This window comes from Crossiella sp. NPDC003009 (assembly GCF_053591555.1).
On record NZ_JBSFUA010000041.1, the window covers coordinates 1 to 12,455 of the forward strand.

The 12,455-nt window shown below is 71.7% G+C and carries 15 protein-coding genes; 10 read left to right on the top strand and 5 right to left on the bottom strand.

All coding sequences use genetic code 11. The annotated features are described in order from the left end of the window. Both ACWDY5_RS31615 and ACWDY5_RS31620 read right to left on the bottom strand, forming a co-directional pair. Nucleotides 1–190, bottom strand: a 190-nt coding sequence (locus ACWDY5_RS31615) for a hypothetical protein (protein ID WP_449725798.1), incomplete at its 3' end; no start/stop codon positions are given. Between the two features lie 82 nt (nt 191–272). After that, nucleotides 273–1,097, bottom strand: coding sequence for an SDR family oxidoreductase (locus tag ACWDY5_RS31620; protein ID WP_449725799.1), 825 nt, complete (start codon nt 1,095–1,097; stop codon nt 273–275). Between the two features lie 56 nt (nt 1,098–1,153). Between ACWDY5_RS31620 and ACWDY5_RS31625 the strand changes: the two genes are divergently transcribed. Next, nucleotides 1,154–1,480 (top strand): winged helix-turn-helix transcriptional regulator, encoded by a 327-nt coding sequence (locus ACWDY5_RS31625; protein WP_449725800.1) that lies wholly within the window; start codon nt 1,154–1,156, stop codon nt 1,478–1,480. Here ACWDY5_RS31625 and ACWDY5_RS31630 read toward each other — a convergent pair. After that, nucleotides 1,434–2,264, bottom strand: a complete 831-nt coding sequence (locus tag ACWDY5_RS31630; RefSeq protein WP_449725801.1) for an alpha/beta fold hydrolase — start codon at nt 2,262–2,264, stop codon at nt 1,434–1,436. The two genes, ACWDY5_RS31625 and ACWDY5_RS31630, sit on opposite strands and share 47 nt — an antisense overlap. After that, nucleotides 2,261–2,587 carry an acyl carrier protein gene (locus ACWDY5_RS31635; protein WP_449725802.1) on the bottom strand — a complete coding sequence of 109 codons (327 nt, stop codon included), beginning with the start codon at nt 2,585–2,587 and terminating at the stop codon, nt 2,261–2,263. The genes ACWDY5_RS31630 and ACWDY5_RS31635 overlap by 4 nt, the downstream gene beginning before the upstream one ends. Before the next feature lie 235 nt (nt 2,588–2,822). On the opposite strand from ACWDY5_RS31635, the gene ACWDY5_RS31640 reads away from it, so the two are divergent. The 4 genes from ACWDY5_RS31640 to ACWDY5_RS31655 all read left to right on the top strand — a co-directional run bounded on the left by ACWDY5_RS31640 (nt 2,823) and on the right by ACWDY5_RS31655 (nt 6,455). Beyond that, nucleotides 2,823–4,097 (top strand): DUF6801 domain-containing protein, encoded by a 1,275-nt coding sequence (locus tag ACWDY5_RS31640; protein WP_449725803.1) that lies wholly within the window; start codon nt 2,823–2,825, stop codon nt 4,095–4,097. A gap of 77 nt (nt 4,098–4,174) precedes the next feature. Next, the gene (locus ACWDY5_RS31645) at nt 4,175–4,813 is read left to right on the top strand and encodes a hypothetical protein (protein WP_449725804.1); all 639 of its coding nucleotides are present in this window, start codon (nt 4,175–4,177) and stop codon (nt 4,811–4,813) included. A gap of 701 nt (nt 4,814–5,514) precedes the next feature. Further along, complete coding sequence (locus ACWDY5_RS31650) at nt 5,515–5,952, top strand: hypothetical protein (RefSeq protein WP_449725805.1); 438 nt, start codon at nt 5,515–5,517, stop codon at nt 5,950–5,952. A 128-nt stretch (nt 5,953–6,080) separates the two neighbouring features. After that, entirely contained in the window at nt 6,081–6,455 is a 375-nt protein-coding gene (locus ACWDY5_RS31655; RefSeq protein ID WP_283659060.1) for a phage tail protein, read from the top strand. Nucleotides 6,456–6,459: 4 nt separating this feature from the next. Here the strand turns inward: ACWDY5_RS31655 and ACWDY5_RS31660 are convergent, their stop codons facing one another. Next, nucleotides 6,460–7,641: a PucR family transcriptional regulator gene (locus tag ACWDY5_RS31660; RefSeq protein WP_449725806.1), complete on the bottom strand. Its 1,182-nt coding sequence runs from the start codon at nt 7,639–7,641 to the stop codon at nt 6,460–6,462. A 236-nt stretch (nt 7,642–7,877) separates the two neighbouring features. On the opposite strand from ACWDY5_RS31660, the gene ACWDY5_RS31665 reads away from it, so the two are divergent. Genes ACWDY5_RS31665 through ACWDY5_RS31685 form a run of 5 tightly spaced genes read left to right on the top strand, consistent with a single transcriptional unit; the run spans nt 7,878 to nt 12,441 of the window. Further along, nucleotides 7,878–9,050 carry a lipase family protein gene (locus ACWDY5_RS31665; RefSeq protein ID WP_449725807.1) on the top strand — a complete coding sequence of 391 codons (1,173 nt, stop codon included), beginning with the start codon at nt 7,878–7,880 and terminating at the stop codon, nt 9,048–9,050. A gap of 48 nt (nt 9,051–9,098) precedes the next feature. Continuing rightward, a complete protein-coding gene (locus ACWDY5_RS31670; protein ID WP_449725808.1) occupies nt 9,099–9,716 on the top strand; it encodes an ArsR/SmtB family transcription factor in 618 nt (205 codons plus the stop codon). Beyond that, a complete protein-coding gene (locus tag ACWDY5_RS31675) occupies nt 9,716–10,435 on the top strand; it encodes an SRPBCC family protein (RefSeq protein ID WP_449725809.1) in 720 nt (239 codons plus the stop codon). Before ACWDY5_RS31670 ends, ACWDY5_RS31675 begins: the two co-directional genes overlap by 1 nt. A gap of 2 nt (nt 10,436–10,437) precedes the next feature. Further along, entirely contained in the window at nt 10,438–11,214 is a 777-nt protein-coding gene (locus ACWDY5_RS31680) for an IclR family transcriptional regulator (RefSeq protein WP_449725810.1), read from the top strand. A gap of 51 nt (nt 11,215–11,265) precedes the next feature. Beyond that, nucleotides 11,266–12,441, top strand: a complete 1,176-nt coding sequence (locus ACWDY5_RS31685) for a 4-hydroxybenzoate 3-monooxygenase (RefSeq protein ID WP_449725811.1) — start codon at nt 11,266–11,268, stop codon at nt 12,439–12,441. The last annotated feature ends 14 nt before the right edge of the window (nt 12,442–12,455 follow it).

Sequence of the window (12,455 nt, forward strand, 5' to 3'; positions counted from 1 at the left end):
GGTCGAGCACCTCGTTCATCCGGCGGCACAGGTCCTCGGCCACCGCGATCTGGCTGCGCAGGCGTTCGGCCAGGTCGCGCATCAGGTAGTCCGAGGCCGGGACGGCCGCGTACCAGGTCGTACGGGGTCGTTCCGGCGGTGCCGCCACCGGCGGGCTGGGCCCGGCGATCGCGTGCGAGATCCACCACACGCGGCCTCAGGACCCGCCGGACAGGTGTCTCCCGCGGCGTGAGTTCTTGCACTTCGTGATCGCGGACCCGGCGCCGGGTGCCTCAGGCCGGGACGCCCAGCTCGGTCAGCCAGGTCTGGACGGTCCGGATCCCGGTGCCCAGCAAGGCCTCGCCGCCCTGGTCAGCCGGGAAGCTCGCGCCCGGCAGGGTGGCCAGCTCGGCGTAGGCGGCGGCGATCCCGGCCGCCGCGTCCGCGCCCATCAGCGGAGCCAGCAGCTCGGCGAAGCGCTCCGGGGTCAGCTGTTCATAGCGCACCGGCCGGCCGAGGTGCGCGGTGAAGCCCTCGGCCAGCTCGGCACCGGTCAGCGGCTGGCCCAGCTGGACCAGCTCGGGCGCGTTCGCGCCGGTCAGCGCGGCGACCGCGGCCTTGGCCACGTCCAGGTGGCTGGCCCAGGCGATGACCTGGTCGGCGCGGATCGGGTAGGCCAGCACGCTCTCGGCACGCAGCCGGTCCTGGATCGGTGGCAGTAGCAGGTTCTCCCGGAAGAACCGGGGTGCCAGCACGGTGACCCGCGCCCCGCCCGCGCGCAGCCGCGCGGCCAGCCCGTGCAGCGTGGCCATGCGGTCGGCCTGGGAGGGCGCCTCGGGCACACCGCCGCTGGTGGAGATCACCATCCGGCGCACTCCGGCGGCCAGCGCGGCCGTGCCGATCGCCTCCGTCCAGCGCGCGGGGGCCGCCGGGTCGGGGGTGACCGGCAGGTGCACAAAAGCGGCATCCACGCCGGCGTAGGCGCTGGTCAGCGCGGAGGCGTCGTCGAGACTGGCGAGGGCGCGGGTGAGCGGGCGGACGTCGTGGCCGTTGGCCTTGAGCAGCTCGGCGACGGGGCCGCCCTGAGCGCCGGTGGCGCCGTGTACGAGGAAGGTCATGCCCGCTATAGTTCCGATGGGGAACCAGTTTCCTCAAATGAACTAATGGAGTTTGGATGAGTGAGCCGGACCACACTTTGCCGGAGTGCCCGATCGCCCGGTTCCTGACCGTGCTGGAGGGACCGTGGGCCACGCTGGTGGTCCGCGAGCTGCTGGCGGGCCCTCGGCGGTTCACCGAGCTGCGCGCCGCGCTGCCCGGTATCAGCCCGAAGACCCTCTCCGCGCGGTTGAAGGGGCTGGAGCGGTCCAGGCTGCTCACCCGGACCGCCTACGCCGAGGTGCCGCCCCGGGTCGAGTACGAGCTGACCGAGTCGGGCTACCGGCTGCGGCCGGTGTTCACCGCGATGGCCGAGTGGGCGGAACGGGACCTGCCGGTGCGCTGAACGCGTGCTCGTTGAGCCACTCCAGCAGTAGCGCCTTGGTCAGCGGGGTGCGCTCGATCAGCACCGAGTGCTCCTGGTCCGGGATGACCACCGTGCGGCAGCGCGGCAGCAGCCCCTCCAGCCACGGCGCCTGCACCGCCAGGTCCGAGCGGTCGCCGTAGATGCCGAACACCGGCGCCTCGATCGCGGCCACGGTGGCCTCGTCGAGCACCTGGCTGGCCGGGATGTCCTCGGCGATCGTGGTGCTGTGCAACAACTTCGCCGCGCCCTTGGCCAGCCGCGCGGTGTGCGGGTTGTACTCGGTGGCGATCCAGGCCAGCGACTCCTCGCGCACCAGCTCTCGCTTGGCCCGGGCCAGGTTGGCCGCCATCTTCGGCCGCCACGGCTCCAGCGCCGGCTCGGACTCGATGAAGGCCAGGCTGGCCACCAGCTCTGGGTTCGCCGCGGCCAGGCCGAAGGCGACCGTGCCGCCGAAGGAGTTGCCGATCAGGTGCACCGGGCGGCGTACCTGCAACCGGTCCAGCAGGTGCCGCAGGTCGCCGACGAAGCGCTCCAGCTGGTAGCCGGTGGCCGGGCGGTGGCTGCGGCCGTGCCCGCGCAGGTCGTACATCAGCACCTCGTATCCGGCGGCGGCCAGCGCCGGACCGAGGGTGAAGTAGTAGCTGGCCAGGCTGTCGGTCAGGATGCCGTGCACGCACACCACCAGCGGCGCCTCCGGGCGGTCGCCCTTGGGCAGCATCCGCTGCACGTGCGTGTCCAGGCCGCACACGGTCAACAGGGTCACCGGCGCTGCTCCGTCCCGGCGGCGCGCAGCGCGGCCACGATGTAGTCGACCAGGTGCCCGACGGTCAGCCCGATCAGCGCGTCCAGGTCCAGCCCGGCCAGGAACGCGGCCAGGTTCACCGGCTCGCCGTAGCGGTCCCGCAGCGCGGTGGCCAGCTTGACCAGGTCGATGCTCTCCAGGTCCAGGTCGTCGTGGAACCGGCACCAGCGGCCGATGGCCACGTCCTCCAGGCCGTAGTGCGCCAGCAGGGTCCGGATCATCTCGACGACGTCGGCGAGCACCTCGTCGGAGTCCACCGCGACCGGTATCGCTACTTCGGGCATGGAAATAGGCCTTTCGAATCGGTTACGGGTCCGGCGGACGTTATTGCCGCATAATCAGGTGGGTCAACACCCAAACGTCGGGCCTTTTGTGTGTGCGCACTCGATGACAATCGCGATAATCATGGATTAGCGCCCGTTGACAAGAAAAAGAAGTCCGGAAAATTTCCCGTAACCAGCCTTCTCGAATGCCGTTGGGTGGGGTGAGCCAATCCCGTGCGATGAGGAGTCAATGAAGATGAACAATCGCAGCAGGCTTGCCGGGGCACTGGCCACGGTGACCGTCGGGGCGATGCTGACCGCCGCTGGCGTGCTGGCGGGCGCGGGCACCGGCGTGGCCGCACCCCCGGCGGAGCTGACCCTGGTGTACAGCTGCCCGTTCCCGTTGATCGGCGTGAAGGACATGTCGGTCAAGATCACCGTGGTCGGCCTGCCGGACAAGCCGGTGGCCGGTCAGCCCACCCCGGAGGTCGAGGTCACCGCGGTGGCCACCGTCCCGGCCGACGCCACCGCGGGGCTGAAGCTGGTCTCCGCGGCCACCATCGAGGGCAAGGCCACCGCCGACACCAAGCTCGACAACGCAGGGCTCGCCCTGGACCTCAAGGTGCCGATGACCGTCCCGAAGACCCCGATCCCGGACGCCGGGGCCTTCGACGTGGTGGCCAAGGGCAAGGCCCCGTCCTTCGCGCTGCCCAACCCGGGCCGCACCACGATCGACGTGGGTGACTTCCTGACCACGCTGACCCCGCTCAAGGCCGACGGCACGCCGACCGGCCTGGGCACCTTCGACTCGGCCTGCACGATCAAGAAGACCGAGCCGCCGCAGAAGATCAGGCTCTACGAGGTCGACGTGCTGCCGCCCGGCGGCGGGACCACCACCACGACCAGCAGCAGCACGACCAGCAGCACCACCCCGACCACCACGTCGAGCAGCACGACCAGCCCGACCAGCACCACCACCAGCAGCACGCAGCCGACCACCACAACGTCGAACCCGCCGTCGGACCTGGAGATCAGCTACGGGCTCAACGGCACGTCCCAGATCAAGAAGCTCGGCACCGCGGTCGTGCTCGGCCCCGGCAACTTCGACGCCAAGGTCAACCTGCAGTCGGGCGCGCTCTCCGGCGAGCTGTCCCTGCCCAAGACCAAGGCCAGCTTCAAGCTCTTCGGCTTCCTGCCCACCGAGTCCGTAGTGGAGCTGGTGCCCGAGGGCAAGACCGCCGGCACGTTCACCGGCGGCGTGGTCAAGTCGAACTCGAAGGTCACCATCAAGCTGCCCGACGTGCGGGTCTGGGGCATCCCGGTGGTCATCGGCGACACCTGCAAGACGACCAAGCCCTCGGACATCGCGCTGACCTCCGGGCCGAACTTCAACCCGATGGTCGGCGGCACCCTGACCGGCGACTACGAGATCGCCAAGTTCGCCGGTTGCGGCACCTTCATCACCGACGTGGTCAGCGCCGTGACTTCCGGCCCCGGCAACTCGATCACGCTCGACCTGAAGAAGAAGTAGCCCGACTCCCGGGTGCGGACGGCGTCGCCGCCAGCCCGTCCGCGCCCGGGTCCCAACCTAGCCTGCCGGAGACCGCCATGCGTGCCACCATCCACAGCCTGCTCGCGCTGCTCGTGCTGACCGCCTGCGGCAGCCCGGCCGCCGCGCCCGGTCACCCCGACGCCGACGCCCTGTCCAGGGCCATCACCACCGCCGCCGAGAAGCAGAAGTCCGTCGCGGTGGACCTCGATCTGGGGGTGACCGGCCGGGCCGCCTGCCGCCGGGACACCACCAGCGCCCGGTGCGAGCTGACCCAGCAAGGTGGTCAGCCGGTGACGTACGCGTTCCTGCCCGACGCGTCCTTCGTCCGGATCCCCGACGACCACCGCGCACCGGGCGCCAAGCCCTGGCTCCGCCTCTCCGGTGATGGCGCTGAGCTGGCCAAACCCATGGCCGAGGTGGCCGACCGGATCCGCGACCTGTCCGACCCGCGCAAGCTCATCCCGGCCGGGGCCACCCTCGCCACGGCACAAGCCTCACCCGAAGGTGTGCGCTACGAAGTTGCCGTGCCAGCCGGTCACAGGATCCAGTTGGTCCTGGACGGAAACGACCGGCCGGTGCGGGCGTCGATCGGAACCGTCTCGGCGAGCTACCGCGACTGGGGCGCCCCGGTTGTGGTGGACCCGCCGACCCCCGACCAGCTGGCCGAGTTCCCCCAGATCCCGGCCCAGAGATGACCAGGGAGTCCTATGCCGCTCACCAGTGGCGATGGCGGTTGACCGGTCTCGCCACCGTCCTGGCCACCACAGCCGTGGTGATCACCGCCGGCGCCGCACCCGCCGAGAAGAACGCACCACTGACCACCGATCCCGGCCAGGGGAGTGGCGCTGGTCAGGCAAGCCCGTGCCTGACCAGCGCGCTCCCCGCGACGCTCCCGGCAACCCAGCCTGTGTCCCCACAGCGCCAGGCACCACTGCCTGGTGACCGGCTGACGGCCCGGTCCGCCATCGAGCCGTCGGCCACACCCACCGCGCCGATCCCGGGGTCTCCGACGGCCCCGGGGTCGGCGCGCCCGCCGCAGCCGGCCGGGCAGTCCGCGCCGTCCGGCCCCGCCCGCACCGTCACAACCCCCAGGCCCGGTTCCGCGAGCAGTCCCGGTTCCACGGCCAGTCCTGGCCCCACGGCCAGTCCTGGCCCATCGGGCAGCCCTGCTCCCACGACCAGTTCCGCTCCACCACCAGTCACCAGCCCGCCGCCCAGCCCCTCGCCCGGCCCGAGCTCGAGCCAGGTCCCGAGCCAGGTCCCGAGCCCCGGCCCCTGTCCGCCCCCGCTGATCCCCGGCGCGTCCCCGGCCGCCGACATCGAGCTCCGCCACGACGTCCGCACCACCTCCCGGATCCGCAAGCTCGGCTCCGAGCTGACCACCGCCCCCGGCGTCATGCGGACCACGGTCAACCTCGGCTCCGGCAAGCTCACCGGCACCCTGGCCATCCCGCCGAGCAGGTCCTACTTCGTCGTGCTGGGCTTCGTGCCCTCCACCGCCACCGTCGAGTTCGAGCCGGTCGGCCCCGCGGCGGGCACGCTGCCCGGCGGCAAGCTGGACATCACGGTCAACCTGCGGCTGCGCCTGCGGGACGTCCGCCAGGCCGGCGTGCCCCTCGACGTCGGCCCCGACTGCCGCACCGAGGAGCCGATGGTCATCCGGCTGGTCGGGGACCTGCCGATCCTGCCGAACACCGACTACCGCTACACCTCGGTGTTCCGGATCCCGCCGTTCACCGGGTGCGGGGTGCGGGAGGACCTCAGCCCGCTGTTCTCCGGCCTGGTGTCAGGACCGGACAACCAACTGGTCACGACGTTGCGATTGCGGAACTGAGGTCGCTTTGTGCGCCACGTCACGGCGGCGTCACGCTCCGTCGTCGCATGCTGGGGGCACTGATCTTTGTCCAGGTGAGAGGGCACCCCATGCGCGCGTCGTCCGAACTGACCACTAGGCGTCCCCCGATGCCGTCCTATCGGTTCCGGGTGGCGGTGGACGGCGATGTGATGGCGTTTGTCCGGGTCACCGGCCTGCAGACCGGGCGAGAACCGCTGGGGGCACGGCGGCACAACGTCGACTTCACGCTCACCCGGGGGGTGTGCGCGGTGCGCGGCGAACTGTGGAACTGGCTGGGCACGGCTTGGGGCGACCGGGTGGCGGAGCGGGACCTGTCGATCAGCCTGACCAACGACCCCGGCCCCGAGCTGCTGGTCACCTGGCGGGTGCGCAGCGCCTTCCCGACCCGGATCGCCGCGCCCAGCTTCGACACCCGGCACGACCAGGTCGCCATCGCCGAGCTGACCATGTCCGCGGAGTCGATGAGCGTGGAGTACCACTGACCCCTCAGGGGTGCAGCAGCCGCTCCGCCCGCAGCGCCAGCTCCAGCGCCAGCCGCTGGTCCGGGTCGGTGAGCTGGTCGCCGAAGAGCCGTTCCAGCTGGTGCAACCGGTAGCGCACGGTCTGCGGGTGCACATCGAGGTCCGCGGCGATCTCCAGGGCGTTGCGGCGGCTGCTCAGCCAGGCCAGCAGGGTGTCGGCCAGGCGGCGGCGCTGCTTCGGGGTGAGGTCGTCCAGCGGGGTCAGGCAGCGCCGGGCCAGTTCGCCGATGAGGAACTCGTCGGCGAACAGGCACAGCGTGGGCAGCTCGTCGGCGCACCAGGTCACCGGCCGGTCCGGCAGCAGTTCGCGCTGCACCAGCCGCAGGGCCCGGCGCGCGCCACGCAGTGAGATCGCCGCCTCGGCCAGCGGCACCGGCAGGCCGACCGCGGCCCGCCAGCCGTTGAGGTTGCGGGCCAGGTCGCGCAGGTGCCGTTCCGGATCGGCGGTGACCAGGCAGGGCACCTCGCCCTCCAGGTCGACCAGCACCTCGGCGGCCAGCGCGGGCGGGCTGAGCGTGTGCTGGTCGCCGCGGGGTTCCAGGGCCACCGCGACCACGGTCTCCGGCACGGTCCAGCGGGCCGCCTCGGCGTGCTGGAGCAGCACCCGCCGGGAGGGCGGCGCCTCGGCCAGGATCAGCTCCAGCAGGCGGCGGCGCCTGCGTTCCCGGCTGCCCGCGGCCCTGCGCTGGGCCTCGGTGTAGCCGTCCACCGCCAGCGCGGACAGCTCCTCGACATAGGCGAAGATCGCCTCGGCGGCGGTGAACAGCAGCTCCGGCGGCGCGCCCATGCTCTGGCCGACCGCGGAGACGTGCCGCCAGGCCACCTTGCCGCCGACCCGGTACGCGGTCTGCAGGGCGTTCGCGCTGCGGCCTTCGTGGAACTCCACCATGCCCCGGTGGCGCAGGTAGCTGGCCCACTCGTCGCTGCGGAACTTCGGGTCGCCGAGGTGGTCGATGCAGTACAGGATCGCCTTCTCGATCGCCTCGACGATGACCGCCTCGTGCTCGCTGCCCAGCAGCGCCTCGTACTCCGGCACCGCGCGCCGGATCTCCTGGATCATGTCCGCGGTCATGCGCGCCACGTGCGGACGGAACGGGCGGGCGAACTCCTTGGGGATGGTCGACCAGAGCCGACTCGCCAGACGCATACCGTGTATTAGCTTGCGCGCCGCCAATTCTGTCAAATGTGAACATTTCTCTGTCGAGAGATGTCGCCTGATCGTGTGAGGTATTCGTGGTGAAGTGCGTATTTCCGAAGGCTGTTTTGTGAGGTGATGACAAAGAATAGTACTTCGGGCGCAGTGGGGTCAGTGGTAGTTTTGCGGAGTCGGCCAGCTGGCCAATTCCCTGTTTTCGCCAAGTCGTGCGGCTCGGAGGTCGAGCGATGTCACGTTCCATTCGCCGCGTTGTGCCGGCGTTGCTCAGCGCCCTGTTGCTGGCGGCGCTGCTGCCGCCAGTGGCCCTCGCGGAGGACAGCTTCTACCAGCCGCCGGATCCGTTGCCCCCGGGCGCGCCGGGCGACATCCTCCGCTCCCGGGTCTCGGACAACCCGCCGACCAGGGCGAAGGCCAAGGCCTGGCAGGTGATGTACCTGTCCACCAACGCGCTGGGCCAGCGGCACGCGGTGACCGGCACCGTGCTGGTGCCCAAGGACGTCGACGCCGGGACCGCGCCGGTGGTGGGCCTGGCGGTGGGCACGCACGGACCGGCCTTCCGCTGCACGCCGTCGCGGATGATCGACGTCGGCGCGCTCTACGAGCAGCCCGCGGTGACCGACCTGCTGACCCGCGGCTACGCGGTGGCCATCACCGACTACGAGGGCTACCGGCCGGAGCCGCGCACCACCTACACCGTCGGGCGCTCGATGGGCACGGCCGTGCTCGACGTGGTCCGGGCGGCGCTGCGGCTGCCGGGGACCGGGTTGTCCGCCAACGCCAAGGTCGCCCTGCGCGGCTACTCCCAGGGCGGCGGCGCGGCCATGTGGGCGGGGGAGCTGCAGCCGGCCTACGCCCCGGAGCTGAACCTGGTCGGTGTGGTCGGCGGCGGCGTCCCCGCGGACCTGATCCAGGTGGCGCTGCCGCTGGACGGCAAGCGCGGCTACGGCTTGCTGGCCACCGCGCTGATGGGCCTGGACCGGGCCTATCCGGAGCTGAAGCTGGATGACTACCTCAACGACAAGGGGCGGGCGGAGTACGCGCGGATGCAGCGCGAGGCCTGCACGGTGGAGCTGCTCACCTGGTACCCCAACGGCAGACTGGCCGACCACACCACGAAAAGCCCGGTGCTGACCCCGCCCTGGCTGGCCAGGGTCAGGGAGAACAAGCTGGGCGGCAACAAGATCCAGGTCCCGGTCTTCCAATACCACGGCGACCACGACGACCTGGTGTACCCGCCGCAGGCCAGGGAGCTCTTCGCCGCCTACTGCCGGCTGGGGGTCAACGCGCGCTGGCAGGGCTACCCCAGCGACCACATCACCCTGGTCTACACCGGCAACGAGGCCGCCCACCAGTTCCTCGCCGACCGGTTCGCCGGCAAGCCCGCCACCTCCGGGTGCTGATCACCGGGAGCCCTTGACAAAAAAATTTGTCCAAGCCACGATGGCCGCATGGATGAGGTTGCGGTGATCGAGGACGCGGCCGCGGCGGAGAGCAGTCTTGATCCGCTGCGGTCGCGTCTGCTCGCCGAGCTGGCCGAGCCGGGCTCGGCGAGCTCACTGGCCGCGCGGGTGGGCGTGGCCCGGCAGAAGATCAACTACCACCTGCGGGAACTGGAGAAGCACGGCCTGGTCGAACTGGTGGAGGAACGCCGCAAGGGCAACTTCACCGAGCGGGTGCTGCGCGCGACCGCCGCCTCCTACGTCATCTCGCCCGCCGCGCTGGGCGCGGTGCAGCCCGATCCGGCGCGCTCGCCGGACCAGCTCTCCGCGCGCTGGCTGCTCGCGCTGGCCGCCCGGCTGGTCCGCGACGTCGGCCACCTGATCACCGGCAGCCGCAAGGCTGGCAAACCGGTGGCCACCTACGCCCTGGACGGCGAGATCAGGTTCGCCTCGGCGGAGCGGCGGGCCGCCTTCGCCCGTGAGCTGGCCGCTGCGGTGGCCGGGCTGGTGGGCAAGTACCACGATGAGACAGCGGCGGGCGGCCGCACGCACCGGGTGCTGGTGGCCGTGCACCCGAGCGTGCGACCGGTGCTCGCCGAAGACGACAACACTGGCAAGGAGTCCTGATGGGACGGAAGTTCGAGCTGCGCAAGGAAGTCGAGCTGGCGGCCACCCCGCAACAGGTGTGGGACGCGATCGCGACCGGACCGGGCATGGAGGCCTGGTTCATGTCCCAGCCCGCGCCGGATGCGGGCGCCTGCGAGGTGTGGCAGCCGCCCGCGCACCTGTCCATCACCACGCCGGCCGGCCCGGACGGCTCCTTCCACGCCTTCGAGTACCTGATCGAGGCCAAGGACGGCGGCAGCACCGTGCTGCGGTTCGTGCACAGCGGATTCCTCGGTGATGACTGGGACGCCGAGTACGAGGGCCTGACCAGCCGCGGCTGGGACATGTACCTGCACACCCTGGCCGAGTACTTCCGGCACTTCGCCGGACGGCCCGCGGTCTACCTCACCGCCGAGGGGCCGGAGGCCTCGGCCAAGCCGGAGGCCTGGCCGGTGCTGCTGCGCGGCCTGGGCCTTGACCACGAACCGGCCCTGGGCGAGCGGGTGCGGCTGACCCCGGCCGGGCTGCCGCCGATCGAGGGCGTGGTGGACTGGGTGGAGGAGCCCGACGGCGACTTCCTCGCGGTGCGCACCGAGGACGGGCTGTACCGCTTCCACGGCCGCGCCGCGCTGGGCATGACCATCGCAGTCGGCCACCACGTCTACACCCCGGTCGACCGGGCCGCCGCCGACGAGGCGTGGGCGCGGTGGCTGCACGGGCTGTACCCGGCGCAGGGCTGAGCGTGGCCAACTCGCCCGCCGGGGAGTCCGTGCTGGCCAGAGTGGTGCGGATCTTCGAGACCTTCGGCTCGGACACCCCGGCGCTGCGGGTCTCGGAGATCGCCCGGCGGGCCGGCCTGCCCGTGCCCACCGCCTCCCGGCTGATCGAGGAGCTGGTCGGGCACGGCTGGCTGCACCGCGAACCCGACCGCAGCGTCCGGCTGGGCCTGCGGATCTGGGAGCTGGCCTCCAGGGCCTCGCCCGCGCTGAGCCTGCGCGAGGCGGCGATGCCGTTCCTGGAGGACCTGCAGGCGGTGGTCGGCCACCACACCCAGCTCGGCGTGCTGGAGGGCCGCGAAGTTTTGTTCGTGGAGCGGCTGTCCGCCCCGGGTGCGGTAGAGAATGTCATCCGAATCGCGGGGCGGCTGCCGCTGCACGTCAACTCGGCAGGGCTGGTGCTGCTGGCGCACGCCCCGGTGGAGCTGCAGGAGTCGGTGCTGGCCGCGCCGCTGCGCGCCTACACCCGGCGCACCATCACCGATCCGGCGCGGCTGCGCGCCTTCCTCGCCGACGTGCGGCGCGGCGGGTTCGCGCTCTGCCGTGGGTTCATCGACGACGGGGTCACCGGGATCGCGGCGCCGGTGCGCGGACCGGACGGCGAGGTGGCCGCGGCGCTGGCGGTGATCGTGCCGGACGACGCCGCGGTGCCCAGCCACCTGCCCGCGCTGCAAACCGCGGCGCGCGGTATTTCGCGCGCCCTGGGAGCGCCACTAGTGTCTCATTCAATGAAAGCGAGGTAGCTGTCCGCTGTTCGCGGCGGCCAAGGTGCGTCCACGGAGAAAGGGGAGTGGATGCGCACCCAGGTGGTCATCATCGGCGCCGGGCCGGCCGGTCTGCTGCTCTCGCACCTGCTCGGCCTGGACGGCGTGGACTCGGTGCTGATCGAACGGCAGAGCGCCGAGCACGTGCAGTCGCGCATCCGGGCCGGGATCCTGGAGGCGGGCACGGTCGAGGTGCTGCGCGAGGCCGGGGTCGGCGAGCGGCTGCGGGCAGAGGCGTTGCGGCACCGCGGCATCTACCTCCAGTGGCCCGGTCACCGGGAGCACGTGGACTTCGTCGACCTGGTCGGGCGCTCGGTGTCGGTGTACGGGCAGACCGAGGTCACCAAGGACCTGATGGCCGCGCGCGAGCACGCCGGCCGGCTGGCCTTCTACGGCGCGAGCCAGGTCGAGCTGCACGAGGTGGACGGCGAGGCGCCGCACGTGACCTTCGCCGACGCCGACGGGCGCCCGCGCCGGATCGACGCGGAGGTCATCGCGGGCTGCGACGGCCACCACGGGCCCAGCCGCCGCGCGCTGCCCTCGGCCCTGCGCGAGACCTGGACCAGGGACTACCCCTTCGCCTGGCTGGGCGTGCTGGCCGAGGTGCCGCCCTCGACCGACGAGCTGATCTACGCCTGGCACACCGACGGGTTCGCCATGCACAGCATGCGCTCCAGCACGGTCAGCCGGTTCTACCTCCAGGTCCGTCCCGGCGAGGACCTGGCGGAATGGCCGGACGAGCGGATCTGGACCGAGCTGGCCACCCGCCTCGGCGCCAGTGACGGCGGCTGGCAGCTGACCACCGGCCCGATCACCGAGAAGAGCGTGCTGCCGATGCGCAGCTTCGTGGCCACCCCGCTGCGGCACGGCCGCCTGTTCCTGGCCGGCGACGCCGGGCACATCGTGCCGCCCACCGGGGCCAAGGGCCTCAACCTGGCGGTGGCCGACGTGGTGCTGCTGCACCGCGCGCTGGTGGCCTGGCTGGTGGACGGCAAGCCAGGGCTGGCCGAGTCCTATTCGGACACCGCGCTGCGCCGGGTCTGGCGGTGCACCCACTTCTCCTGGTGGATGACCACCATGCTGCACCGGCACGGCGATGACTTCGACGCCCGCCTGCAACTCGCCCAGCTCGACGCGGTGCGCACCTCCACCGCGGCCGCCACCGAGCTGGCCCAGAACTACGCCGGTCTGCCGATCGGCTGCTGAGGTCAGAAGGGGAG